This is a genomic window from Streptomyces sp. Ru72 (assembly GCF_002920635.1).
Taxonomy (GTDB): Bacteria; Actinomycetota; Actinomycetes; order Streptomycetales; family Streptomycetaceae; genus Streptomyces.
This window is the reverse complement of the sequence record NZ_PQSR01000061.1, coordinates 24,386-47,616: the sequence shown is the minus strand read 5'-3', so window position 1 is coordinate 47,616 and position 23,231 is coordinate 24,386. Positions and strand designations below refer to the sequence as shown.

Genomic DNA, 23,231 nt, shown 5'->3' with positions numbered 1-23,231 from the left:
AGGGCCCTTGAGGCGCGAACCGCACTCCCTTGCGCACCGCGAGAAGCCCGACACCCGAAGGTCCGCCCCATTTGTGCGCACTTGCCGTCAGGACAGACCAGTCGCCCTCCACCGGGCCCCAGCCCAGCGACTGCGCGGCGTCCACCAGCAGCGGTACCCCGGCCGCCCGGCACGCCTCGGCCACGCCGGCCACCGGCTGCACCGTGCCGACCTCGTGGTTGGCCGACTGCAGACAGGCCAGCGCGGTGTCCGGACGCAACGCGTGCGCGTACTGCTCGGGCGTGACCGCGCCCGCTCGCGAGACCGGCACCTGTGTCACCGTCCCGCCCGACGCCTCGAACACCTCCGCCGAATGAAGCACCGAGGAGTGTTCGACCGCTGACACGATCAGGTGGCGTCCGACCCGGCGGCGGCCCGCCAGCACCCCCTCGATCCCCGTGTGCACCGCCCGCGTCCCGGAGGAGGTGAACACCAGCTCGTCCGGACGGCAGCCCACCGCATCGGCGGCCGCCTCCCGCGCCGCGTCCAGCAGCAGCCGCGCCCGCCGTCCCTCGCGGTACAGCCGCGCGGGGTCGGCCCACCCCTCATCGAGCGAGGCCTGGAGCGCCTGGCGAGCGACGGGATGGAGGGGAGCGGCGGAAGCAGCGTCGAAGTAGCCCACAAGGCAACGCTAAGACGCCGGGCAAGTGCAGCGGACCTCAAGGGGCGCAGGAACTACGCGATCAACCCGAAAACATCCGCACCCGCCGCACAAGCCGCACTCCCCAGCCAATAGGCGCCCCATATGCCCCACTCCACCCCTTCGGGGCGCCCCGCGGCGCGTACGGCACCCTCCCCGCGAACCGCCGGATGGCGTCGAGTAGGGTTTGGTCCGCATAAACATCCAAACCCCTGCCCGACGCAGGGCGGCGACCGACCAGCGAGAAGGCCGCAGCCAACCGCGCGGGCGAGACTCTCGGGAAGGCGCTACGTGAGTCCCAACGGCTCCGACCGCTCGCCGCGGCGCCCGATGCGGCGGAAGCTGCTGCAGGCACTGACCGCGGGCCTGGTCCTGGCGACCGCTACCGGTTGCACATACAAGGACTTCCCCCGCCTTGGTATGCCCACCCCGACCACGGAAGAGGCTCCGAGGATCCTCTCCCTGTGGCAGGGGTCCTGGGCGGCCGCGCTCGCCGTCGGCGTGCTGGTGTGGGGCTTGATCCTGTGGAGCGCGATGTTCCACCGTCGCAGCCGCACCAAGGTCGAGGTTCCCCAGCAGACCCGGTACAACATGCCGATCGAGGCGTTGTACACGGTCGTCCCGCTCATCATCGTCTCGGTGCTCTTCTACTTCACCGCCCGCGACGAGTCGAAGCTCCTCAGCCTCTCCAAGAAGCCCGACGTCACCGTCAACGTCATCGGCTACCAGTGGAGCTGGGGCTTCAACTACATCACCCCCGTGGACGGGGTGACGGGCGACGCGAAGACCGACAAGAACCTGGTCGCGATCCCGGACCGGTTCAAGAACGACTTCCCGGCGAACGCCGGCGGTGTCTACGACTTCGGCACGCCCGCCACGCGGAACCCGCAGACGGGCAACCCCGGTCCCACCCTGTGGCTCCCCAAGGGCAAGACCGTCCGCTTCATCCTCACCTCGCGTGACGTCATCCACTCCTTCTGGGTGCTGCCGTTCCTGATGAAGCAGGACGTCATCCCGGGCCACACCAACGCCTTCGAGGTGACCCCCAACCAGGAGGGCACCTTCCGCGGCAAGTGCGCCGAGCTCTGCGGCGTCGACCACTCCCGGATGCTGTTCAACGTGAAGGTCGTCTCGCCCGCAGCGTACGAGCAGCACCTCAAGGACCTCGCGAAGAAGGGGCAGACCGGTTACATTCCCGCCGGCATCGCGCAGACGAGCCACGAGAAGAACCGGGAGACGAACAACCTGTGAGCATCCTCAACGAACCCCAGGGTGCCGCGGCAGCTGAGTCGTACGAGAACGAGCTGCCGGTACGGCGCAGGCGACCCGGTAACGTCGTCGTCAAGTGGCTGACGACCACCGACCACAAGACGATCGGCACGCTGTATCTGACGACGTCCTTCGCGTTCTTCCTGATCGGCGGCGTGATGGCGCTGCTCATGCGCGCCGAGCTGGCCCGTCCGGGCCTGCAGATCATGTCGAACGAGCAGTTCAACCAGGCGTTCACGATGCACGGCACGATCATGCTGCTGATGTTCGCGACGCCGCTGTTCGCCGGCTTCGCGAACTGGATCATGCCGCTGCAGATCGGCGCGCCCGACGTGGCGTTCCCGCGGCTGAACATGTTCGCCTACTGGCTCTACCTGTTCGGCTCGCTCATCGCGGTCGGCGGCTTCCTCACCCCGGACGGCGCGGCCGACTTCGGCTGGTTCGCCTACAGCCCGCTGTCGGACGCGGTCCGCTCGCCGGGCATCGGCGCCGACATGTGGATCATGGGTCTGGCCTTCTCCGGCTTCGGCACGATCCTCGGCTCGGTCAACTTCATCACCACGATCATCTGCATGCGCGCCCCCGGCATGACGATGTTCCGCATGCCGATCTTCGTGTGGAACGTGCTGCTGACCGGTGTGCTCGTGCTGCTGGCCTTCCCGGTCCTGGCGGCCGCGCTGTTCGCCCTGGAGGCGGACCGCAAGTTCGGCGCCCACGTCTTCGACGCGGCCAACGGCGGCGCACTGCTGTGGCAACACCTCTTCTGGTTCTTCGGCCATCCAGAGGTGTACATCATCGCGCTGCCGTTCTTCGGCATCATCTCCGAGGTCATCCCGGTCTTCAGCCGTAAGCCGATGTTCGGCTACATGGGCCTCATCGGCGCCACGATCGCCATCGCCGGTCTCTCCGTGACGGTGTGGGCGCACCACATGTACGTCACCGGTGGCGTGCTGCTTCCGTTCTTCTCCTTCATGACGTTCCTCATCGCCGTCCCGACCGGCGTGAAGTTCTTCAACTGGATCGGAACGATGTGGAAGGGCTCGCTGTCCTTCGAGACGCCGATGCTCTGGGCGACCGGCTTCCTGATCACCTTCACGTTCGGTGGTCTGACCGGTGTCATCCTGGCCTCGCCGCCGATGGACTTCCACATCTCGGACTCGTACTTCGTGGTGGCGCACTTCCACTACGTGGTCTTCGGCACCGTCGTCTTCGCGATGTTCTCCGGCTTCCACTTCTGGTGGCCGAAGTTCACCGGAAAGATGCTCGACGAGCGCCTCGGCAAGATCACGTTCTGGACGCTGTTCATCGGCTTCCACGGCACGTTCCTGGTGCAGCACTGGCTGGGCGCCGAGGGCATGCCGCGTCGTTACGCGGACTACCTCGCTGCCGACGGCTTCACCGCCCTGAACACGATCTCGACGATCTCCTCCTTCCTGCTCGGTCTGTCGATCCTGCCGTTCCTCTACAACGTGTGGAAGACGGCCAAGTACGGCAAGCCGGTCGGCGTCGACGACCCGTGGGGCTACGGCCGTTCGCTGGAGTGGGCGACCTCCTGCCCGCCGCCGCGGCACAACTTCCTCACGCTGCCGCGGATCCGCTCCGAATCGCCCGCCTTCGACCTGCACCACCCGGAGATCGCCGCGCTCGAGCAGCTCGAGTACGCGGGTGCCGGCACCAAGGGCGTCGCTGGTGGCAAGGAGGCCGGCAAGTGAAGATCCAGGGCAAGATGTTCCTGTGGCTGTCCGTCTTCATCCTCGTCATGGCCATCATCTACGGCCTGTGGTCGAAGGAGCCGGCCGGCACCACCGCGCTCTTCCTGGCCTTCGGCCTGAGCGTGATGATCGGCTACTACCTGGCCTTCACGGCCCGGCGGGTCGACGCGGGAGCGCAGGACAACAAGGAGGCCGACGTCGCCGACGACGCCGGTGAGATCGGCTTCTTCAGCCCGCACAGCTGGCAGCCGCTCGCCCTCGGCATCGGTGGAGCGTTCGCCTTCCTGGCGATCGCGATCGGCTGGTGGCTGCTGTACTTCGCGGCCCCGCTGATCCTGGTGGGCCTGTGGGGCTGGGTCTTCGAGTACTACCGCGGCGAGAACCGCACCCAGTAGCACGCGCCGAGCGCGACGGGAGCCCGGACACACCGCCTGGAGTGTCCGGGCTCCCTCTTTTGCCGCGTCTTACGTCCCCCACACGGATTGCCCGGCGCGCCATGCTTGACGGACGTTCCTAGCGTGAGGGCATGAGCCACACAGCGTTCTTGAGGAACGGCACGGTCGTCGGCTGCACCCTGCTGGTGATCGCCCTCGGTGCGGGTCTCGTCGCCTGCGGCGGGGACGGGGACCCGGCGGCGAAGCCGTACGACGCGGCGGACGACATCGCCTTCAACGCCCCGGTCGGCGACGGCAAGCAGGTCGACCCGGACAAACCACTGGAGATCACTGCCTCGGGGTCGGACGCGCGCATCACGGACGTCACCGCCACCGACTCCCGAGGACGCTATGTCGCCGGTGAACTCTCCGCCGACGGCAGCCGCTGGCACAGCACCTCGCCGCTGGCCGCGGGCACCCACTACACGGTGCAGGTCAGCACGGAGGACGAGGACGGCAATCCGGGCCGAAAGACCCTCGAGTTCGACACCGGCACCCCGAAGACCAAGAAGGTCCTGAACGTCACCTTCGGCCCGGACTCCGGGACCTACGGCGTCGGCCAGCCCGTCACGGCCACCCTCAGCGAGCCCGTCAAGGACAGGGCGCAGCGGGCCATCGTCGAGCGTGCCCTCAGGGTGGACTCGGTGCCCGCCGTGAAGGGCTCCTGGTACTGGGTGGACGACAAGACGCTGCACTACCGCCCCGAGGAATACTGGCCCGTCCACGCCACCATCACGGCCTACAGCAACCTCGCCGGGGTGAAGATCGCCGAACGTCTCTGGGGCGGCGACACCAAGCCCGTGAAACTGACCACGGGGGACAGCGTCATCGCCCTCACCGACTCGGCGTCACACCGGATGACCGTCTACAAGAACGGCCAGGTGATCAAGCAGATCCCCATCACCACCGGCAAGCCCGGCTACGAGACCCGCAACGGCGTCAAGGTGATCCTGAACAAGAGCTACGTCGTACGGATGCGCGGAACCACCATCGGGATCTCGGCGGGCTCCAGCGACTCCTACGACCTGAACGTCTACTGGGCGGCCCGGGTCACCTGGAGCGGCGAGTACGTGCACGCCGCGCCCTGGTCCGTCGCCGCCCAGGGGTACCGCAACGTCAGCCACGGCTGCACGGGGATGAGCACCTCGTACGCCCAGTGGTTCTACAACACGGTCCGGCAGGGAGACATCGTCCAGGTCGTCAACTCGGGCGGCAAACTGATGGAACCGTTCGGCAACGGCTTCGGCGACTGGAACGTGGACTGGAAGAAGTGGCAGAAGGGCAGCGCCCTGACCCCTGACACCTCGAACCCGGCGATGACGGCACGACTGAGCCCGGAGAGCGTCTGAGCGCCCCGCAAGGGGCACTCCCCGTCGCCCCGCAAGCCGGGAACCCGGGCTCTCAGGCGCTCGAAAGGGCCCTGCGCCGCAACAGCGAAGCCAAGGCGGAGGCGAACTCGACCGGCTCGACCGGCAGCGCCACAGCCGCATCCGCGCGGCTCCAGGTCGCAAGCCAGGCATCCTGGGGCCGAGCGATCAGCACAAGCACCGGCGGACAATTGAAGATCTCGTCCTTGATCTGCCGGCACACGCCCATGCCCCCCATCGGCACGGCCTCGCCGTCCAGCACGCACACGTCGATGCCGCCCTTGTCCAGCTCCCTGAGCACGGCCCCCGGCGTGGCGCACTCCACGAACTCCACCTCGGGAACGTCCGGGGCCGGCCTGCGGCCGGAGGCCAGCCGCACCTGGGCGCGGGTGTTGGAGTCGTCGCTGTAGACCAGCACCGTGGCGGTCGGCTGCATGCTTCCCTCCGGGACGTCGTCGTCGTACGGAACGGACCATCGGTGCGGATGCTACCCCCTGGAACACCGGGCCGACACCGGCTCGCACCCCCCTTCGGTGCGCCATCCGGGCACTACAGACGGTACGGACACTCCGAACGGCACCCCCCGGAGTGAGGGCGAGATAAGCGACCGACATAATGTCGGTCGTGGCGACAGCAACGACAGTAGAAACCGGGCACGCGCACCCGTCGGTCAACCGGCCGAACCTCACCAGCGTCGGAACCATCATCTGGCTGAGTTCCGAGCTGATGTTCTTCGCGGCCCTCTTCGCGATGTACTTCACCCTGCGATCGGTGACCGGGCCGGCTCACTGGAAGGAGATGGCGAGCCATCTCAACTTCCCGTTCTCGGCGACGAACACCACGATCCTGGTGCTCTCCTCCCTGACCTGCCAGCTCGGCGTGTTCGCCGCCGAGCGCGGGGACGTGAAGAAGCTCCGGGGCTGGTTCATCGTCACCTTCATCATGGGTGCGATCTTCGTCGGCGGTCAGATCTTCGAGTACACCGAGCTGGTCAAGAAGGACGGCCTCTCGCTGTCCTCGGACCCGTACGGCTCGGTGTTCTACCTGACCACCGGCTTCCACGGCCTGCACGTGACGGGTGGTCTCATCGCCTTCCTCCTGGTCCTCGGCCGCACCTACGCGGCGCGCAGGTTCACCCATGAGCAGGCGACCGCCGCCATCGTCGTGTCCTACTACTGGCACTTCGTCGACGTCGTCTGGATCGGCCTCTTCGCCACGATCTACATGATCCGGTAGTCGGCCGCCGCGCGGCGGAGGGTCCCCCGACCGGGGGAGCCGATCGCCCCCGACGACCCGATCCACCTCCAGAAGCATCGACGCAGAAGATCCTGACACCGGGGTAATCCGTGAAAAAGCTCTCCGCACGACGACGCCATCCGCTGGCGGCTGTCGTCGTCCTACTCCTCGCGCTGGCGGCCACCGGGGGGCTGTACGCAGCGTTCGCGCCCGCGACCCAGGCGCAGGCCGATACGACCGCCCAGTCCCTCGCCATCGACGAGGGCAAGAAGCTCTACCAGGTGGGCTGCGCCAGCTGCCACGGCACCAACGGTCAGGGCAGCTCCGACGGTCCCAGCCTGGTGGGCGTGGGTGCCGCGGCCGTCGACTTCCAGGTCGGCACCGGGCGTATGCCCGCCGCCACCTCGCAGGGCGCCCAGGTGCCGCGGAAGAGGCCGATCTACAACCAGACCCAGATCGACCAGCTCGCGGCGTACATCTCCTCTCTCGGCGCCGGCCCGGCGATCCCGACCAAGAACGACTACAGCCCGGAAGGCGCCGACATCGCCAAGGGCGGTGAGCTCTTCCGTACCAACTGCGCGCAGTGCCACAACTTCACCGGTGAGGGCGGTGCGCTGACGCACGGCAAGTTCGCCCCGAGCCTCGAGGGTGTCGCCCCCAAGCACATCTACGAGGCCATGCTGACGGGCCCGCAGAACATGCCGTCCTTCCCGGACACCACGCTGTCGCAGCAGAACAAGAAGGACATCATCGCGTACCTCAAGGCGGTCAACGGTGACGAGACCGTGAACCCCGGCGGTCTCAAGCTGGGCGGCCTCGGTCCGGTCTCCGAAGGCCTGTTCGCCTGGATCTTCGGCCTCGGCGCGCTGATCGTCGTCGCCGTCTGGGTCGCCGCTCGGACCGCAAAGGCCAAGAAGTCATGAGTAGCCACGACATTCCAGAAGAGAACCTGCCCGCTGAGCAGGACACCGAGTCCGGTGCGGTAGCCGTCGCGGACGAGGAGAACCCGTTCGCCGACCCGGGGCTGCCGCCCCACGAGCACCGCATCCAGGACATCGACGAGCGTGCCGCCAAGCGCTCCGAGCGCACGGTCGCCCTGCTGTTCACCGTGTCGATGCTGGCCACCATCGGCTTCATCGCCTCGTACGTCGCGATCCCGAACGACAAGTCGATCTACGTCTTCCCGATCGGGCACATCAGCGCGATGAACTTCGCGCTGGGTCTGACGCTCGGCGTGGCGCTGTTCACGATCGGCGCGGGCGCGGTCCACTGGGCCCGCACCCTGATGTCCGACGTGGAGATCGCCGACGAGCGTCACCCGGTGGAGGCGTCCCCCGAGGTCAAGGCCAAGGTCATGGCCGACTTCCGGCAGGGCGCCAAGGAGTCCGTGATCGGCCGCCGCAAGCTGATCCGCACCACGATGCTCGGCGCGCTGGCCATGTTCCCGCTCTCCGGCCTCTTCCTGCTGCGCGACCTCGGCTCCCTGCCCGGGACGAAGCTGCGCCACACGATGTGGTCCAAGGGCAAGCTCCTCGTCAACATGAACACGAACCAGCCGCTGCGTCCCTCGGACGTCCAGGTCGGTTCGCTCACCTTCGCCAAGCCCGAGGGCCTGGAGGAGACCAGCGAGGACTTCCAGGTGGAGATCGCCAAGGCGGCGCTGATGATCGTCCGGCTGCAGCCGGAGAACATCAAGGACAAGAAGGAACTGTCCTGGTCCCACGAGGGCATCGTGGCGTTCTCCAAGATCTGCACCCACGTCGGTTGCCCGATCTCCCTGTACGAGCAGCAGACGCACCACGTCCTCTGCCCGTGCCACCAGTCCACCTTCGACCTCTCCGACGGTGCCCGGGTCATCTTCGGCCCGGCCGGTCACGCCCTGCCGCAGCTGCGCATCGGCGTCAACGCGGACGGTTACCTCGAGGCGCTCGGCGACTTCGAGGAGCCCGTCGGTCCTGCCTTCTGGGAGCGCGGATGAGCACTACAACCAGCAACGGGTCCGCGTCGCGCGGACGGGCACCGGCCGGCGAGCGCGTCGCCGACTGGGCCGACGGACGCCTGGGCATCTACACCCTGGCCAAGTCCAACATGCGGAAGATCTTCCCCGACCACTGGTCGTTCATGTTGGGTGAGGTCTGCCTCTACAGCTTCCTCATCATCATCCTCACGGGTGTCTACCTGACCCTGTTCTTCCACCCGTCGATGAACGAGGTGGTGTACCACGGCAGTTACGTGCCGCTGCAGGGTCAGCTGATGAGCGAGGCGTTCAACTCGACGCTGCACATCAGCTTCGACGTCCGCGGCGGTCTGCTGGTCCGGCAGATCCACCACTGGGCGGCGCTGATCTTCCTCGCCGGCATGTTCGTGCACATGATGCGCGTCTTCTTCACCGGCGCGTTCCGCAAGCCGCGCGAGATCAACTGGCTGTTCGGCTTCCTGCTGTTCGTCCTCGGCATGTTCACCGGCTTCACCGGTTACTCGCTCCCGGACGACCTGCTCTCCGGCACCGGTGTCCGCTTCATGGAGGGTGCGATCCTGTCCGTGCCGATCGTCGGCACGTACCTGTCGTTCTTCCTCTTCGGCGGCGAGTTCCCGGGCGGCGACTTCGTGGCCCGGTTCTACTCGATCCACATCCTGCTGCTCCCGGGCATCATGCTCGGCCTGGTGGTGGGCCACCTGATCCTGGTCGTCTACCACAAGCACACGCAGTTCGCGGGCCCCGGCAAGACGAACAACAACGTCGTCGGCATGCCGCTGATGCCGGTGTACATGGCCAAGGCCGGAGGCTTCTTCTTCCTGGTCTTCGGCGTCATCGCGGCCATCGCGGCGATCGCCACCATCAACCCGATCTGGGCCATCGGCCCCTACCGTCCGGACCAGGTGTCCACGGGCGCCCAGCCCGACTGGTACATGGGCTTCTCCGAGGGCCTGATCCGCACGATGCCGGGCTGGGAGATCAACTTCTGGGGTCACACGCTCGTCCTGGGTGTGTTCGTCCCGCTGGTGATCTTCCCGCTGGTCCTGGTCACGATCGCGGTCTACCCGTTCATCGAGTCCTGGGTCACCGGCGACAAGCGCGAGCACCACATCCTGGACCGTCCGCGCAACGCTCCGACGCGTACCGCGTTCGGTGCCGCCTGGATCTCGTGGTACTTCGTGCTGCTGGTCGGTGGCGGCAACGACCTGTGGGCCACCCACTTCAACCTCTCGATCAACGCGATCACCTGGTTCGTCCGCGTCGCCTTCTTCGTGGTGCCGGTGCTCGTGTTCATCGTCACCAAGCGGATCTGCCTCGGCCTGCAGCGCCGGGACCGCGACAAGGTGCTGCACGGCCGCGAGTCGGGCATCATCAAGCGGCTGCCGCACGGTGAGTTCATCGAGGTCCACGAGCCGCTCAGCCAGGAGCAGCTGCACACGCTCACGGCGCACGAGCAGTACGAGCCGGTCCAGATCGGCCCGACGGTCGACGAGAACGGCGTCGAGCGGAAGATCAAGGGCTCCGCGAAGCTGCGTGCCAAGCTCAGCAACGCGTACTACGGGGAGAACAACCAGATCCCCAAGCCCACGGTCGAGGAATACAAGGAGATCACGAGCGGCCACGGCCACCACTGATCGCTGCACGCCACGCCACGGCGAAGGGCCCCGTCCGGTGTTCGGACGGGGCCCTTCGCCATGCCCCCGGCTGGATAGGGTGGACCCGTTCGAGACTCGCGTCCCGTAGTCCGGGACACCGACCCAGGAGCGGCTTATGAGCGCTGTGCACCCCGCTGGAGGCGACACCGCGGCGGGCCGTTCCTGGCCCCAGGTGCTGAACGGGCTCCTCGAGGGCCGCGACCAGAGCGCGGACGACACGGCCTGGGCGATGGACCGCATCATGCGCGGCGAGGCGACGGACGCGCAGATCGCCGGGTTCGTGGTGGCGCTGCGGGCCAAGGGGGAGACCGTCGAGGAGATCACCGGTGTGGTCCGGGCGATGTACGAGCACGCCAATGTGATCGAGGTGTCGGGCCGCACGGTCGACATCGTCGGCACGGGCGGCGACGGCGCCAAGACGGTGAACATCTCCACGATGTCGGCGCTGGTGGTGGCCGGCACGGGCGCGAAGGTCGTCAAGCACGGCAACCGCGCGGCCTCGTCGGCGTCGGGCTCGTCGGACGTCCTGGAGAAGCTGGGCGTCAACCTCGACCTCACGCCCCAGCGGGTGGCTCAGGTCGCGGAGGAGGCGGGCATCACCTTCTGTTTCGCGGTGAAGTTCCACCCCGCGCTGCGCCATGTCGCCGCCGCGCGCGGTCAGCTGGGTATCCGGACCGTCTTCAACGCCCTAGGTCCGCTGACCAACCCGGCGAAGGTGAAGGCCCAGGCGGTCGGCGTCGCAGACCCGCGCCTGGCGCCGATGATCGCGGGCGTGCTCGCCGAGCGCGGCAACTCCTCCCTGGTGTTCCGCGGCGACGACGGCCTCGACGAGCTGACGACGACCGCCACCTCCCACGTCTGGATCGTCCGCGACGGCAAGGTCACCGAGGAGACCTTCGACCCGCGGGACGCCGGTATCGAACTGGTGCCGGTCCAGGCCCTGCGCGGCGGCGACCCGTCCCACAACGCCGAGGTCGCCCGCCGCCTCCTCGACGGGGAGAAGGGTCCGGTACGGGACGCCGTACTGCTGAACTCGGCAGCCGCGCTGGTGGCTCTGGAGCCGGGCGACGGCCCGCTGGCGGACCAGATCCGCGCCGGCATGGCCAAGGCCGCCGAGTCGATCGACTCGGGCGCGGCCAAGCGTGCCCTGGAGCGGTGGGTGGCCGCCAGTAACGCCTGACGCCGAGCGCGCCCGCGGAAAAGGCCAGGTCAGGCTGGCTGGAGTACAGTGAGACAAAGGCAGCTCTCCCCGCGGGCCGCAAGGAGGCTGGGCATGATCCATTCAGCCGATATCCGCGAGTGGCGCAACCGGGACGTGATCGACGCCAAGGGCCGCAAGATCGGGTCCCTTGAGGCGGTGTACGTCGACACCACCACCGACACGCCCGCCATGGCCACCGTCCGCACCGGGATGCCGACCCGGCAGAGGCTCGTCTTCGTTCCCATCGACGAGGCGACCGTGGGACCCGGATACGTCCAGGTGGTCCACTCCAAGGGGCAGGTGCGCAAGGCGCCGTCCATCGGCGTGGACGACGTGCTGCCGGTCGAGCGGGAAGAAGAGATCTTCCATCACTACGACAGGGCCTACGAGCCCGGTGCCGACCGCGGACGCCGTCTCGCGCGCCGCTGACCTCCCGAACCCGAGGAAGTGGTCATCATGGCGTTGTTCCTGTTCCTGATCCTCGCGGCGGTCGCTCTGGGCATCATCGGCGCGGTCGCGAAGGGACTGTTCTACCTCCTGATCATCGGCATAGTGGTGTTCCTGGCCAGCCTCGTTCTGGGCGGAATGCGCTGGGGACGGCGCTCGAAGCACCACCTGCTTCGGTGACGCACCGGGACGGGTCCGCCGTCCCGGTATACGGACAGAAGTTGCGAGCAGGTGATCACCTGCCGTAATTTCCACATCAGGTCATGAGTGACAGCCATTCGGCCCCGGCCGGCTGTCCGGCAACCCTCCGTCCGTGGCGGGGTGCCCCGGGTGAAGACCAGGTCGCAGGCAGCGAGGTCTGCGGCAAGCGCGGACCCCTCGTGTCTTCCAGGGGTCCTGGTCGTTCGAGGGAGCCTTCCGTGAGCAAGCGAATGCGTTAGGGCCGCAGAGCCCCGCCTCCGCACCCCCTTTTCCTTTCACCTTCTCCGTGCCGTGGACACCGCCGCGCTTCTGCGCGCCTCCGGCACCGGTGAGTCTCGCCTGCCCACGGGAGTACACCCATGTCCGTCTCCACCCTTGCCGCCGACCAGTCCGTCTGTGCCCCGCTGCCCGTTCTGGGGCGTGATGTCACCGTCCCGCTCGTCACCGGCGGCGACGTCACCTACGCCGCGCTCGACTACGCGGCCAGTGCCCCCGCGCTGCAGCGCGTCTGGGACGACGTCGCCGCGTACGCCCCCTACTACGGCAGCGTGCACCGCGGCGCCGGCTACCTCTCCCAGCTGTCCACCGACCTGTTCGAGAACGCCCGCCGCACGGTCGCCGAGTTCCTCGACTGCCGCGACACCGACCAGGTGGTCTTCACCCGCTCCACCACCGACTCGCTCAACCTCCTCGCCGCCGCCCTCCCGGCCGACTGCCAGGTCTTCGTCTTCGAGACCGAGCACCACGCCTCCCTGCTGCCGTGGCGGGACGCCCGGGTCACCTACCTCGACGCCCCGAGCAGCCCGCAGCAGGCCGTCGAGACCCTGGAGCGCGCGCTCGCCGACCGCACCGTGTCCATCGAAGGGGGCCACGGCCCGGCCCTGGTCTGCGTCACCGGCGCCTCCAACGTCACCGGCGAGCTGTGGCCGGTACAGGAGCTGGCGGCGACGGCCCACGCGCACGGCGCCCGTATCGTGCTGGACGCGGCCCAGCTCGCCCCGCACCACCCGGTGTCCGTCAAGGACCTCGACGTGGACTGGGTCGCCTTCTCTGGCCACAAGCTCTACGCCCCCTTCGGCTCCGGCGTCCTGGCCGGCCGCGCCGACTGGCTGCGCCAGGCCGAGCCGTACCTCGCTGGCGGCGGCGCCAGCCGCAAGGTCACGCGCAGGACGGACGGGGGAGTGGACGTGGAGTGGCACGACACGGCCGCCCGCCACGAGGCCGGCTCCCCGAACGTGATCGGCGCCTACGCCATCGCCTCCGCCTGCAAGGCCCTCACCGAGGCCGGCTTCAACACCCTGGTCGCCCGCGAGCAGCACCTGATCCGCAAGGTCAGGGAGGGCCTCGCCGAGGTCCCCGAGGTCAGGGTCCTCTCCCTCTTCGGCGACGACGCCCCCCGCGTCGGCGTGATCTCCTTCGTCGTCGAGGGCTGGAACAGCTCCCACTTCGCCGCCGCGCTCTCCGCCGAGTACGGCATCGGCGTCCGCGACGGCCTGTTCTGCGCCCACCCGCTGGTGCGCACCCTGCTCGGCAGCGACCCCCAGACCCAGGGCGAGTGCGGTGCCCCCGAGGCGGCGCCCGGGGAGAGGTCCCTCAACGCGATCCGGGTGAGCTTCGGCGCCGGCACCCCCGACGAGCATGTGGAGCGCTTCGTCAACGCGGTGAAGGAACTGGTGAGCGACGGCGCCCGGTGGCAGTACCGCACGGAGAACGGCCGCTGCGTCCCGGCGGTCTGAGATCGCGCAGGGCCGGTGAGGCGGCGTTCAGCGGATCGGGCGGATCAGGAGTCCAGCCCGATCGCGAACGCCGCCTCCAGGTCGTGCTGGGAGTACGTACGGAACGCCACGTGGGTGTCCGTCGCCTCGACTCCCGGGATCTTGCTGATCCGCCCGGGGATGACGTCCGCCAGCTCCTCGTGCTCCCTCACCCGCACCATGGCGATCAGGTCGTACGTCCCCGTGACGGAGAAGACCTCGCTGACGGAATCCAGCGAGGCGATCCGCTCCGCGATCTCGGGGATCCGGTCCACGCTGGTCTTGATGAGCACGATCGCGGTGATCACGGCTGCTGTTCTCCCTCGGGGGCCTCGGCTGGTGGTTTCACCCTACTCGTACGCACGTAGCGCACCGACGCGTAGAGGAACCCCAGCGAGAACCCCACCAGGTGGGCCAGGTAGGCCACCCCGGGCCCCTCGGCGGCCCGGCCCGCCGCCATCCACTGCAGGGACGCCCAGAACGGCAGCACCACCCAGGCCGGGAACCTCAGCGGGAGGAAGAACAGGAACGGGAAGAGACTGGTCACCCGCGCCTTGGGGAAGAGGAACAGGAACGCACCCAGGACCGCGGAGATCGCTCCGGACGCTCCGACCAGCGTCTGCGCCGACGCGGCGTTGGCCGCCGCGTACCCCAGCAGCGCCAGACAGCCGCAGCCCAGGTAGAACAGGGCGAACTCCACATGCCCCATCCGCTCCTCGGCCATGGCCCCGAAGACGTAGAGGAAGAGCATGTTGCCCAGCAGATGCACCCAGCTGCCGTGCACGAACAGCGCGGTCGCGGGCGTGAGCACCGCTCGTGGCGCCCCGCTGAACAGCTCCGCCGGGACCACGCCCCAGCGGGCGAAGTAGGCCCGCTGCGCGGCGAGCAGCGCGTCCCCGGTCCCGTAGGCCGGACTCAGTCCCGCTGCCGGTCCCACGACGAAGAGCGCGCAGCACAGGACGATCAGCCCGTACGTCACCGGCGCGGGCTGTCCGCGCAGCGCTCCCACGGCCGTCCTGCTCCAGGTGCTGATCATGGTACAGAGCATGGCGTAACCGGACCGATCCGCACAGAGTGCCTCGCCGCCGTGGAACGGGCGGGCGGCGGGTACTCGCCAGGCCGTAGGGTTACGAGCCACACGCTCCAGGGAAACTGGCGCATCACGGAGACTGGAAGAAGGAAGAGCACTCACGATGACGGTTCCCCTGCCGACGGAGACGACCCGCTGGCGCTGCACGCTCTGCGGAAACCTCACCCGTTTCGACGTGACCCGCTCGTCGAAGGTCGTCGAGTACGTGCACCTCGATCTGGCCGGGGAGCCGAAGGTCGAGGAGCGCGAGGTGGTCAGTGAGACCATCGAGTCGGTCCGTTGCCGCTGGTGCAACGCGGTCGACCAGGTGGAGCTCGTGGACAGGCCGGGCGCCGGCTCCTGAGGGAGGCGGCCCCGCAGGGCGTATGGGGTGAGGGATGGCTGAGACCACAGGCGGGGAGCCGGTCGACGGCACCGCTGAGGTGCTCGACCGTCCGCTGCCCGACGGCGTGCGCCGCCGGGTCGTGCAGATCGTGTCCGACGGCTTCGGCGGGCTGACCCTCGCCGAACTGCCCGCACAGCTGCGGCAGTACGCCCGGTTCACCCCGACCCGCCGGGCCAAGTTCGCCGGCAACGCCATGGCGGCGGCCGTGGAGACGGACGCACTGTTCCGGCAGCGCATCGCCGAGAAGCTCAGAGAGGCCCAGCCGGAGCTCGCCGGCGCCCTGGACTCCGGCTCGCCGCCCCCGGCCGCGGACCCGCTCGACGTGGCGGCCGCGGCCTATGTACTGCGCCCGGCGGGCTGGGTGAAGCTGGTGACCGCCGCCGGCGAGGAGGCGCAGCGCGTCGACGCCGAGCGCGCCGACGAGGAGAGCCGGGCCGAGCTGGAGCGGCTGCGCGCGGAGCTGGCGGCGGCGCGCGAGCACACCCGCGCCGAGACCGAGCGGCTGCGGGCGGAGCTGGACGCCGCCCGCAAGGAGGCCGACTCCCTCCACCGCAAACTGCGCGCCGCCCTCAGTGACGTCAGGCGCGGCGAGGCCGCCCTGCGCAAGGCCCAGGGCGAGATGGAGGCGGTGCGCGCCGAAGGGCAGGCCCAGCTCTCCGCCGCCGAGAGCGAGACCCGGCGGCTCAAGGCTCGCCTCGGCGAGGCGGAGGCCGCCCTGGAGGCCACCCGCAGGGCGGCGCGCGAGGGGCGCAGCGTCGAGGACATGCGGGTACGGCTGTTGCTCGACACCCTGCTCGACGCGGCCCAGGGGCTGCGCCGTGAACTGGCGCTGCCACCGGTCTCCGTGCGGCCGGCGGAGACCGTGGACGCGGTCGAACCGGGACGAATGACTCCGAAGGACATCGCCGCCCGTGCGCTGTCGGAGAACGATCCCGCGATCCTCGACCAGTTGCTGGCACTGCCCCAGGTGCACCTGGTCGTCGACGGCTACAACGTCACCAAGACCGGCTATCCGCAGATGCCGCTGGAGAAGCAGCGCCTGAGGCTCCTCGGTCAGCTCTCCCAACTCGCCGCGCAGACCGGCGCCGAGGTCACCTGTGTGTTCGACGGGGCCGAACTGGCCGCACCGGTGCTGCTCGCGCCGCCGCGCGGGGTGCGGGTGCTGTTCTCCAAACCGGGCGTCACCGCAGACGAGTTGATCCGCCAGCTGGTGCGGGCCGAGCCGCCGGGCCGACCCGTCATCGTCGCCTCCACGGACCGCGAGGTGGCCGACGGGGTCGCGAGGGCGGGAGCGCGCCCGGTTGCTTCGGCGGTGCTGCTGAAGCGTCTCTCGCGCGGCTGAAATCGGGCCTGAGGTCACCTACGCCACGAACCGTAACGTACAGGCTCGATGCCCGAATTGACGGAACCGTCGCGCAACGTAGCGTCAGGGCCGCCTCACTTCCTGTGCCTCATGTGCAAAGAATGCCTTGCGTGACAGGATTTTTTGCTGTGAGGATTTGAATTCATCACGATGAGGTCACTAGGGTCTGGCTTCGAACCTCCGAGCGGGTGATCACTCAGAAGAAGGAGCCTGCTTCCGTGGCGTCCCACCGTCGACCCAAGCAGCCGAGCCGTGCACGTGTGACCGTGCTGACCACCGCGGCCGCCGCCGCTGTCGCGTTCAGCGCGAACGCCGCCAACGCGGCGCCCAGTGCGAAGCCGAGTCTGGACGAGGTCAAGTCCAAGGTCGACAAGCTCTACGAGGACGCGGAGAAGGCCACCGAGCAGTACAACGGGGCCAAGGAGAAGCAGGAGCAGCTCCAGAAGGAGATATCCACCCTCCAGGACAAGGTCGCCCGGGGCCAGGACGAGCTCAACAAGCTGCGCGACGGCATCGGCACCATGGCCAGCGCCCAGTACCGCACCGGCAGCATCGACCCCTCCCTCCAGCTCTTCCTCTCCTCGAACCCGGACGACTACCTCGACAAGGCGTCCACGCTGGACCAGTTGAGCAGCCAGCAGGTCGAGGCGCTGAAGAAGATCCAGGAGAAGCAGCGCGAGCTGGCCCAGGAGCGCCAGGAAGCCACCGACAAGCTCAAGGACCTCGCCGCCACCCGCGCCGAACTGGGCAAGAAGAAGCAGGAGGTCCAGGGCAAGCTCGCCGCGGCGCAGAAGCTCCTCAACAGCCTCACCGCCCAGCAGCGGGCGGCCCTCCAGGACGACCAGAACCGCGCCAGCCGGGCCAGCGAGCGCACCGCCCTCAGCGTCTCCGTCGGCGTCGGTTCCGGCCGGGCCGGTGCCGCCTTCTCCGCCGCCCAGACCCAGGTCGGCAAGCCGTACGTCTACGGCGCCACGGGCCCCAACGCCTACGACTGCTCGGGCCTGACCTCCTGGGCGTACGCGCAGGCCGGCGTCTCCATCCCGCGCACCTCGCAGGAGCAGGCGAACATAGGCACCCGCATCTACTCGGTCAACGACCTCAAGGTCGGCGACCTGGTGTTCTTCTTCAACGACCTCCACCACGTGGCCCTCTACGCGGGCAACGGCCAGGTCCTGCACGCCCCGCGCACCGGCACCGTCGTCCGCTACGAGTCGATGTCCACGATCGGCGGACCGTTCATGTTCGGCGTCCGGGTCTGATTCCCGGTTCCGAGTCCGGCCCGGTTACCCGGTTCCTCGAACCGCACGACACCACACCGCCCGAACGAGCGAATTGCAGCGACTGCCGCTGACTCCACGCCCCGCCGATGACCTGCGTCAGCGGCGGGGCGTCGCTCTGTCGGCCTCTCGAGGTCTTTGGACCGGCGGTGATCACCCCGCTACTGTCTGCCGCGTTTCCCCCGCCGCCCGGCGGGTGGTTTGTCAGCGGAAGGAGAGCGACCGGTCGTGGGGTCCCATCGCCGCCTTGCACCGTCCGGCATGCGCCAGGGCGCCAGCGCCGCGGAGTCCAACCGAGCCCTGAAGAGGGCAGCCGCCGTACTGTCCGCCGCAGCGGCGGCCGCGGCGACACTGGGCGCCGTACCGGCGAACGCCGCGCCACGCGACACCCGGGCCACGGTGGACCGGCTGTACCGGGAGGCGGAGCAGGCCACCGAGGCCTACAACAAGGCCGGGGAACGCGCCGACGCGCTGCGCCGGGACGTCGGCCGGGCACAGGACCGCGTCGCCCGGCAGCAGGACCGCGTCAACACCATGCGGGACGCGCTCGGCGCGCTCGCCGGGGCCGAGTACCGCTCCGGCGGACTCGCCTCCTCCCTCGCGCTGCTGCTGTCGGACAACCCCGGCGAGTACCTCGACAAGGCGGCCGTGCTGGACCGGATCGGCGCCCGCCAGGCCGGGCAGCTCAAGGAACTCCAGGGAGCGCTGCGCCGGCTGGACAGGGAGCGCGCGGTGGTGGCCGGTGAGCTCGCCCAGTTGGAGAAGAGCCGCGAGGCGGTCGCGCAGCACAAGAAGGCCGTGGAGCGGAAGCTCCTCGCGGCACAGCGGCTGCTGAACTCCCTGCCGGCCGAGGAGCGCACCGCATACCAGCGGGCCTCCCGCTCCGGAGGCGAGCTGCCAGGCCTCACCCCGGCCGCGGCGCCCGACTCCCGCGCGGCGGCCGCCGTCGCCGCCGCCCGCTCGGCGCTCGGCCGCCCGTACGTGTGGGGCGCCAACGGACCGGGCGGCTTCGACTGTTCGGGCCTCATGCAGTGGGCGTACGCCCGGGCGGGCGTCGGGCTGCCGCGCACCTCGCAGGAGCAGCGGTACGCCGGCCGCCAGGTGCCGCTGTCCCAGGCCCAGCCCGGAGACCTGGTGGTCTACCGCTCCGACGCCAGCCATGTGGCGATGTACGTCGGCAACGGCCAGGTCATCCACGCACCCCACCCGGGGGCGGCGGTGCGCTACGACCCGGTGGGCATGATGCCGATCGCCTCGGTCACCAGACCCTGAAGGCACCGGTCAGCGGCCGGAACCGGCGCGCGAGTGGCGGGCGAGCGCCGCGTACGATCGGACGGTGGCTGATCGTGGGCGCGCGTCGGGGATCGTGGTGTGCTGCCTCCTGCTGCTGGCCGGGCTCGTCGGCTGCGGCGGCGCCGTCCCCGCCGGGAACGGGACGGCCGCCGTGCGCCAGGTGCTCGACCGGCGGGCGGCGGCGGTCCTGGACGGTGACCGCTCCGCGTTCCTCGCGACCCAGACCCGCACCGCAGGCGCCGCCGGGTTCGACAACCTGCGCGCCGTTCCGCTGGCCGCCTGGTCGTACCGGCTCACCGCGGTTCACCTGACCGGTGACCGGGCCACCGCCGACGCCGAACTGCGCTACCGCGTCAGGGGGTACGACCGTGCGCCGGTCACCGCCGCCCGGTCACTGCGGCTGACCCGCACCGGCGGACGCTGGTACGTCAGCTCCGACGAGCCCGCGCCCAAGGCCGCTTGGCAACTGTGGGACCAGGGTGCCGTCGAGGCGGTTCGCGGCGCGCACAGCCTCGTCCTCGGCGTAGGGCAACCACGGGAGACGCTGCGGGAGTACGCGCGCCTCGCGGACCGGGCGGTGCCCGCCGTCACCGATGCGTGGGGGACCGGCTGGCCGGGCCGGGTCGTGGTGCTCGTACCGAAGTCGCTGGAGGGCATGGCGGCGCTGCTCGGCGCACCGGCGTCCGGGTACCGGGGGATAGCCGCGGTCACCACCGGTGAGGTGAGCGGCAGCGGGACGGCGCCCGCGGACCGGATCACCGTCAACCCGGACGCCTACGCCGTCCTCGGCGACCTCGGCAAACAGGTCGTCCTCACCCACGAGACCACCCATGTCGCCACCCGTCGCCACACCACGGCGGCCACACCCCTGTGGCTCTCCGAGGGGTACGCCGACTGGGTCGGCTACCGCCGCACCGGCCGGACCCCCGCCCAGGTGGCACCCGAACTCCAGCACGCCGTCGGGTTCGGCACCGCCCCCTCCGCGCTGCCGCGGGACTCCGACTTCGCCTTCTCCGGGGACGCGGACAAACTGGCGCAGGCCTACGAAAGCGGCTGGATGGCCTGCCGGATGATCGCCGACCGCTGGGGCGAGGCCAGGCTGAACGACTTCTACCGGGCGGTCGGCGACCACGGGAGGCGTGAGGGGTCGGTCGAGACGGCCCTCGCAAGGGTGCTGGGCACGACCCCGGAGAGGTTCACGCAGCAGTGGCGGGCGTATCTGAGGTCCCGACTCCGCTGAGGCCGCCGCCTGTTCGGTCCGGCATCGAGCGGGAGACGTCGCTCAGGAGCGCGTCAGCGTCTCCTCGGTGCGGGCGGTCTGAGGTGGCACCGTCGCGGTCGGGTGGGAGACCGTGGTGCGCCACAGCGCCCGGGCCGCGGTCAGTGCGGCGAGCAGCAGCAGGCCGTTGCGCGTGGCGAGGAGGGTGACGCCCAGCCGGTCGCTCGCCACGACGTTCGCGAAGTACACCGGGAACTCCAGCACCGTGGCGAGGCAGGCGGCCAGGACCAGCCCGGCCGGCAGGAGCATCCGGCTGCCGGGGAAGCACAGGCAGACGGCCGCGAGCCCGACCAGCCACACCATGTACTGCGGGCTGATCACCCGGCTGGTGAGCGTGAAGAGCAGCACCGCCACGAAGGCCGCGTCCGCGAGCGCGTGGGGCGGCAGGTGTCGCACGCTCACCCGCCACAGCAGCAGCCAGCCGAACGCGATCACGGTCAGGAAGAGGGCAGCCGCGCTGACCCAGTCGACATAGGGGCCGAGGAACTCCACCGAGCCGTAGTTGAGCATCACCCGGCCCTCCCAGCCGTGGTGCCGGGCCACATGGAACACCAGCGAGCCCAGCGACTCCACCTCGGTGCCGCGGTCGCGCTGGGCGGTCAGGAAGGAGAAGGCGCCGGGCATCGCCAGGGCGAACAGCAGGGCGAGAGCGCCCGCCGTCGCCGCGGCCGAGACCCAGGCCCGGCGCCTCCCGGCGCCCACCAGCAGCAGCGCCGGCCACACCTTCAGCAGCGCGCCGAACGCCGCGAGCGCTCCCATCAGCCGCGGGCGGCGCATCCCGGCCAGCAGCGCGCCGACCGCCACGGCCGTCACCATCAGGTCGTAGCGGGCGTACACCGTCGGGCCGAGCAGCGGAACCCCGACCACCCACACCCAGGCGCCGCGCAGGGACTTGCCGCGCCTGAGGCCCGCGTACAGCAGAAGGCCGAAACCCGCCAGGTCGGCGACGCAGGCGAGCACGAAGAACGCCTGCGCGTACTGGAGGAAGGGCAGCAGCGCGGGGGACAGGATCGCGAGCGCCGCGGCGGGCGGGTACTGCCAGGTGACGTCGTCCTGGGGGAACCTGCCGGTGCGCAGGGTCTCGTACCAGCCCTGGTAGATCACCGAGACGTCGCTGGTGACGTCCGGCCCGGGGAAGACCCACACCTTGAGGACGAAGAGCAGCAGGACGACTCTCGTCATCAGCCAGGTGGCGAGCAGCAGCCAGACCGGAATGCGCCGTGCGCCCGCCATGTACACCTTCAGTCCCCGTCCTCACGCGTCCGGTATCGCTGTCGCCGAGGGGCCATGATCTCGCGTCGAGCCGGGCGGGGGGCGGCAAACGCGGCCGTACGGCGCTGTGAGTACGGTCGCACGACCGGTTCGGTACTGTCGACGACGATGCACAAGACCCTCATCGTGACCAACGACTTTCCGCCGCGCCCCGGCGGCATCCAGGCGTTCCTGCACAACATGGCGCTCCGCCTGGACCCCGACCGGCTGGTCGTCTACGCCTCCACCTGGAAGCGGGGCCGGGAGGGCGCCGAGGCGACGGCGGCCTTCGACGCCGAGCAGCCCTTCACCGTCGTACGGGACCGGACGACGATGCTGCTTCCGACGCCGGCCGCGACCCGGAGGGCCGTGGGGCTGCTGCGGGAGCACGGCTGCACCTCGGTGTGGTTCGGGGCGGCGGCGCCGCTCGGCCTGATGGCCCCGGCGCTGCGGCGCGCCGGTGCCCGGCGGCTGGTCGCCACCACGCACGGCCACGAGGCGGGCTGGGCCCAACTGCCCGCCGCACGTACCCTGTTGCGTCGCATCGGTGAGTCCACGGACACGATCACCTACCTCGGCGAGTACACCCGCTCCCGCATCGCCACCGCGCTGACCCCTGAGGCGGCCGGGCGGATGGTGCAGCTGCCGCCGGGCGTCGACGAGAAGACCTTCCACCCCGGCTCGGGCGGCGACGAGGTCCGTGCCCGCCTGGGGCTCACGGACCGCCCGGTGGTGGTCTGCGTCTCCCGCCTGGTCCCGCGCAAGGGCCAGGACACCCTGATCCGGGCGCTGCCGCGCATCCTCGCCAAGGAGCCGGAGACGGTCCTGCTGATCGTCGGGGGCGGGCCCTACGAGAGCGACCTGCGCAGGCTCGCCCACGACACCGGGGTCGTCGACGCGGTCCGCTTCACCGGCGCCGTGCCCTGGTCCCAGCTGCCCGCGCACTACGGGGCGGGCGACGTCTTCGCGATGCCGTGCCGTACCCGCAGGGGCGGCCTGGACGTGGAGGGCCTCGGCATCGTCTACCTGGAGGCCTCGGCGACCGGCCTCCCGGTGGTGGCCGGCGACTCGGGGGGCGCCCCGGACGCGGTCCTCGACGGCGAGACGGGATGGGTGGTGCGGGGCGGCTCGGAGGAGGAGACGGCGGACCGCGTCATCACCCTCCTGGGAGACCCGGAGTTGCGCCGCAGCATGGGGGAGCGGGGCAGGCGGTGGGTGGAGGAGAAGTGGCGCTGGGACCTGCTGGCGGAGAGGCTCCGGGAACTTCTTTGAGGGTGGTTGCGCCGCGATAGGGGCGCGGGGCTGTATCGATAATTCTTCGCATGGATCGGCGGTGCGGATTGCATGCGCAGTCCACACC

At 69.8% G+C, this 23,231-nt stretch carries 23 protein-coding genes and 1 riboswitch; of the genes, 18 read left to right on the top strand and 5 right to left on the bottom strand.

Annotated features, from left to right (window positions below; translation table 11 throughout):
* Positions 1-661: cysteine desulfurase family protein (locus C3488_RS25265; RefSeq protein ID WP_146067920.1), on the bottom strand; the 661-nt coding region annotated here is incomplete at its 3' end.
* Between the two features lie 309 nt (positions 662-970).
* Between C3488_RS25265 and coxB the strand changes: the two genes are divergently transcribed.
* From coxB to C3488_RS25245, 4 genes are all read left to right on the top strand, one after another.
* The gene (gene coxB, locus C3488_RS25260; protein ID WP_103843106.1) at positions 971-1,930 is read left to right on the top strand and encodes a cytochrome c oxidase subunit II; all 960 of its coding nucleotides are present in this window, start codon (positions 971-973) and stop codon (positions 1,928-1,930) included.
* Positions 1,927-3,660 (top strand): cytochrome c oxidase subunit I, encoded by a 1,734-nt coding sequence (gene ctaD / locus C3488_RS25255; RefSeq protein ID WP_103843104.1) that lies wholly within the window; start codon positions 1,927-1,929, stop codon positions 3,658-3,660. Before coxB ends, ctaD begins: the two co-directional genes overlap by 4 nt.
* Positions 3,657-4,055: a cytochrome c oxidase subunit 4 gene (locus C3488_RS25250; protein WP_103843102.1), complete on the top strand. Its 399-nt coding sequence runs from the start codon at positions 3,657-3,659 to the stop codon at positions 4,053-4,055. Before ctaD ends, C3488_RS25250 begins: the two co-directional genes overlap by 4 nt.
* 131 nt (positions 4,056-4,186) lie before the next feature.
* Complete coding sequence (locus tag C3488_RS25245) at positions 4,187-5,443, top strand: Ig-like domain-containing protein (protein ID WP_103843100.1); 1,257 nt, start codon at positions 4,187-4,189, stop codon at positions 5,441-5,443.
* 52 nt (positions 5,444-5,495) lie between these two features.
* Here the strand turns inward: C3488_RS25245 and C3488_RS25240 are convergent, their stop codons facing one another.
* Positions 5,496-5,897: a response regulator transcription factor gene (locus C3488_RS25240; RefSeq protein WP_103843098.1), complete on the bottom strand. Its 402-nt coding sequence runs from the start codon at positions 5,895-5,897 to the stop codon at positions 5,496-5,498.
* 179 nt (positions 5,898-6,076) lie between these two features.
* On the opposite strand from C3488_RS25240, the gene C3488_RS25235 reads away from it, so the two are divergent.
* The 8 genes from C3488_RS25235 (at position 6,077) to C3488_RS25200 (ending at position 13,915) form a co-directional block, all read left to right on the top strand.
* A complete protein-coding gene (locus C3488_RS25235; RefSeq protein WP_103843096.1) occupies positions 6,077-6,697 on the top strand; it encodes a heme-copper oxidase subunit III in 621 nt (206 codons plus the stop codon).
* A gap of 110 nt (positions 6,698-6,807) precedes the next feature.
* Positions 6,808-7,620 carry a c-type cytochrome gene (locus C3488_RS25230; protein WP_103843094.1) on the top strand — a complete coding sequence of 271 codons (813 nt, stop codon included), beginning with the start codon at positions 6,808-6,810 and terminating at the stop codon, positions 7,618-7,620.
* A complete protein-coding gene (locus C3488_RS25225; RefSeq protein ID WP_103843092.1) occupies positions 7,617-8,675 on the top strand; it encodes a ubiquinol-cytochrome c reductase iron-sulfur subunit in 1,059 nt (352 codons plus the stop codon). Before C3488_RS25230 ends, C3488_RS25225 begins: the two co-directional genes overlap by 4 nt.
* A complete protein-coding gene (locus tag C3488_RS25220) occupies positions 8,672-10,309 on the top strand; it encodes a cytochrome bc complex cytochrome b subunit (RefSeq protein ID WP_103843090.1) in 1,638 nt (545 codons plus the stop codon). The genes C3488_RS25225 and C3488_RS25220 overlap by 4 nt, the downstream gene beginning before the upstream one ends.
* A gap of 136 nt (positions 10,310-10,445) precedes the next feature.
* The gene (trpD, locus tag C3488_RS25215; RefSeq protein ID WP_103843088.1) at positions 10,446-11,510 is read left to right on the top strand and encodes an anthranilate phosphoribosyltransferase; all 1,065 of its coding nucleotides are present in this window, start codon (positions 10,446-10,448) and stop codon (positions 11,508-11,510) included.
* A 93-nt stretch (positions 11,511-11,603) separates the two neighbouring features.
* Positions 11,604-11,960 carry a PRC-barrel domain-containing protein gene (locus tag C3488_RS25210; RefSeq protein ID WP_103843086.1) on the top strand — a complete coding sequence of 119 codons (357 nt, stop codon included), beginning with the start codon at positions 11,604-11,606 and terminating at the stop codon, positions 11,958-11,960.
* Positions 11,961-11,987: 27 nt separating this feature from the next.
* Positions 11,988-12,158 carry a hypothetical protein gene (locus tag C3488_RS25205; protein WP_181139186.1) on the top strand — a complete coding sequence of 57 codons (171 nt, stop codon included), beginning with the start codon at positions 11,988-11,990 and terminating at the stop codon, positions 12,156-12,158.
* Between the two features lie 79 nt (positions 12,159-12,237).
* Positions 12,238-12,354: riboswitch (SAM riboswitch) on the top strand.
* A 184-nt stretch (positions 12,355-12,538) separates the two neighbouring features.
* Positions 12,539-13,915, top strand: a complete 1,377-nt coding sequence (locus C3488_RS25200; RefSeq protein ID WP_103843082.1) for an aminotransferase class V-fold PLP-dependent enzyme — start codon at positions 12,539-12,541, stop codon at positions 13,913-13,915.
* 44 nt (positions 13,916-13,959) lie between these two features.
* Here the strand turns inward: C3488_RS25200 and C3488_RS25195 are convergent, their stop codons facing one another.
* Entirely contained in the window at positions 13,960-14,241 is a 282-nt protein-coding gene (locus C3488_RS25195) for an Lrp/AsnC family transcriptional regulator (RefSeq protein WP_103843080.1), read from the bottom strand.
* Positions 14,238-14,969 (bottom strand): rhomboid family intramembrane serine protease, encoded by a 732-nt coding sequence (locus C3488_RS25190; RefSeq protein ID WP_103843112.1) that lies wholly within the window; start codon positions 14,967-14,969, stop codon positions 14,238-14,240. The genes C3488_RS25195 and C3488_RS25190 overlap by 4 nt, the downstream gene beginning before the upstream one ends.
* Positions 14,970-15,126: 157 nt before the next feature.
* Here C3488_RS25190 and C3488_RS25185 point away from each other — a divergent pair, with 157 nt between their 5' ends.
* The 5 genes from C3488_RS25185 to C3488_RS25165 all read left to right on the top strand — a co-directional run bounded on the left by C3488_RS25185 (position 15,127) and on the right by C3488_RS25165 (position 20,581).
* Positions 15,127-15,366, top strand: coding sequence for a hypothetical protein (locus C3488_RS25185; protein WP_103843079.1), 240 nt, complete (start codon positions 15,127-15,129; stop codon positions 15,364-15,366).
* 34 nt (positions 15,367-15,400) lie between these two features.
* The gene (locus C3488_RS25180; protein ID WP_103843077.1) at positions 15,401-16,750 is read left to right on the top strand and encodes an NYN domain-containing protein; all 1,350 of its coding nucleotides are present in this window, start codon (positions 15,401-15,403) and stop codon (positions 16,748-16,750) included.
* Positions 16,751-16,989: 239 nt separating this feature from the next.
* Positions 16,990-18,030 (top strand): C40 family peptidase, encoded by a 1,041-nt coding sequence (locus C3488_RS25175; RefSeq protein WP_103843075.1) that lies wholly within the window; start codon positions 16,990-16,992, stop codon positions 18,028-18,030.
* Between the two features lie 246 nt (positions 18,031-18,276).
* On the top strand, positions 18,277-19,320 hold the full coding sequence (locus tag C3488_RS25170; RefSeq protein ID WP_103843073.1) for an NlpC/P60 family protein: 1,044 nt from the start codon (positions 18,277-18,279) through the stop codon (positions 19,318-19,320).
* Between the two features lie 64 nt (positions 19,321-19,384).
* Entirely contained in the window at positions 19,385-20,581 is a 1,197-nt protein-coding gene (locus C3488_RS25165) for a hypothetical protein (protein ID WP_103843071.1), read from the top strand.
* Positions 20,582-20,623: 42 nt separating this feature from the next.
* Here C3488_RS25165 and C3488_RS25160 read toward each other — a convergent pair whose 3' ends face one another.
* Complete coding sequence (locus C3488_RS25160; RefSeq protein WP_103843110.1) at positions 20,624-21,853, bottom strand: glycosyltransferase family 87 protein; 1,230 nt, start codon at positions 21,851-21,853, stop codon at positions 20,624-20,626.
* Positions 21,854-22,000: 147 nt separating this feature from the next.
* Here C3488_RS25160 and C3488_RS25155 point away from each other — a divergent pair, with 147 nt between their 5' ends.
* Positions 22,001-23,143, top strand: coding sequence for a glycosyltransferase family 4 protein (locus C3488_RS25155; protein WP_103843069.1), 1,143 nt, complete (start codon positions 22,001-22,003; stop codon positions 23,141-23,143).
* Positions 23,144-23,231: the final 88 nt, after the last annotated feature.

Excerpts from the sequence above, each read along its gene's own strand:
- C3488_RS25160 (WP_103843110.1), bottom strand. The coding sequence starts at position 21,853 with ATGGCGGGCGCACGGCGCATTCCGGTCTGGCTGCTGCTCGCCACCTGG.
- C3488_RS25240 (WP_103843098.1), bottom strand. The coding sequence starts at position 5,897 with ATGCAGCCGACCGCCACGGTGCTGGTCTACAGCGACGACTCCAACACC.
- C3488_RS25180 (WP_103843077.1), top strand. The coding sequence starts at position 15,401 with ATGGCTGAGACCACAGGCGGGGAGCCGGTCGACGGCACCGCTGAGGTG.
- trpD (WP_103843088.1), top strand. The coding sequence starts at position 10,446 with ATGAGCGCTGTGCACCCCGCTGGAGGCGACACCGCGGCGGGCCGTTCC.
- C3488_RS25235 (WP_103843096.1), top strand. The coding sequence starts at position 6,077 with ATGTCGGTCGTGGCGACAGCAACGACAGTAGAAACCGGGCACGCGCAC.
- C3488_RS25220 (WP_103843090.1), top strand. The coding sequence starts at position 8,672 with ATGAGCACTACAACCAGCAACGGGTCCGCGTCGCGCGGACGGGCACCG.
- C3488_RS25155 (WP_103843069.1), top strand. The coding sequence starts at position 22,001 with ATGCACAAGACCCTCATCGTGACCAACGACTTTCCGCCGCGCCCCGGC.
- C3488_RS25245 (WP_103843100.1), top strand. The coding sequence starts at position 4,187 with ATGAGCCACACAGCGTTCTTGAGGAACGGCACGGTCGTCGGCTGCACC.
- C3488_RS25225 (WP_103843092.1), top strand. The coding sequence starts at position 7,617 with ATGAGTAGCCACGACATTCCAGAAGAGAACCTGCCCGCTGAGCAGGAC.
- C3488_RS25205 (WP_181139186.1), top strand. The coding sequence starts at position 11,988 with ATGGCGTTGTTCCTGTTCCTGATCCTCGCGGCGGTCGCTCTGGGCATC.
- C3488_RS25185 (WP_103843079.1), top strand. The coding sequence starts at position 15,127 with ATGACGGTTCCCCTGCCGACGGAGACGACCCGCTGGCGCTGCACGCTC.
- C3488_RS25200 (WP_103843082.1), top strand. The coding sequence starts at position 12,539 with ATGTCCGTCTCCACCCTTGCCGCCGACCAGTCCGTCTGTGCCCCGCTG.
- C3488_RS25190 (WP_103843112.1), bottom strand. The coding sequence starts at position 14,969 with ATGATCAGCACCTGGAGCAGGACGGCCGTGGGAGCGCTGCGCGGACAG.
- C3488_RS25210 (WP_103843086.1), top strand. The coding sequence starts at position 11,604 with ATGATCCATTCAGCCGATATCCGCGAGTGGCGCAACCGGGACGTGATC.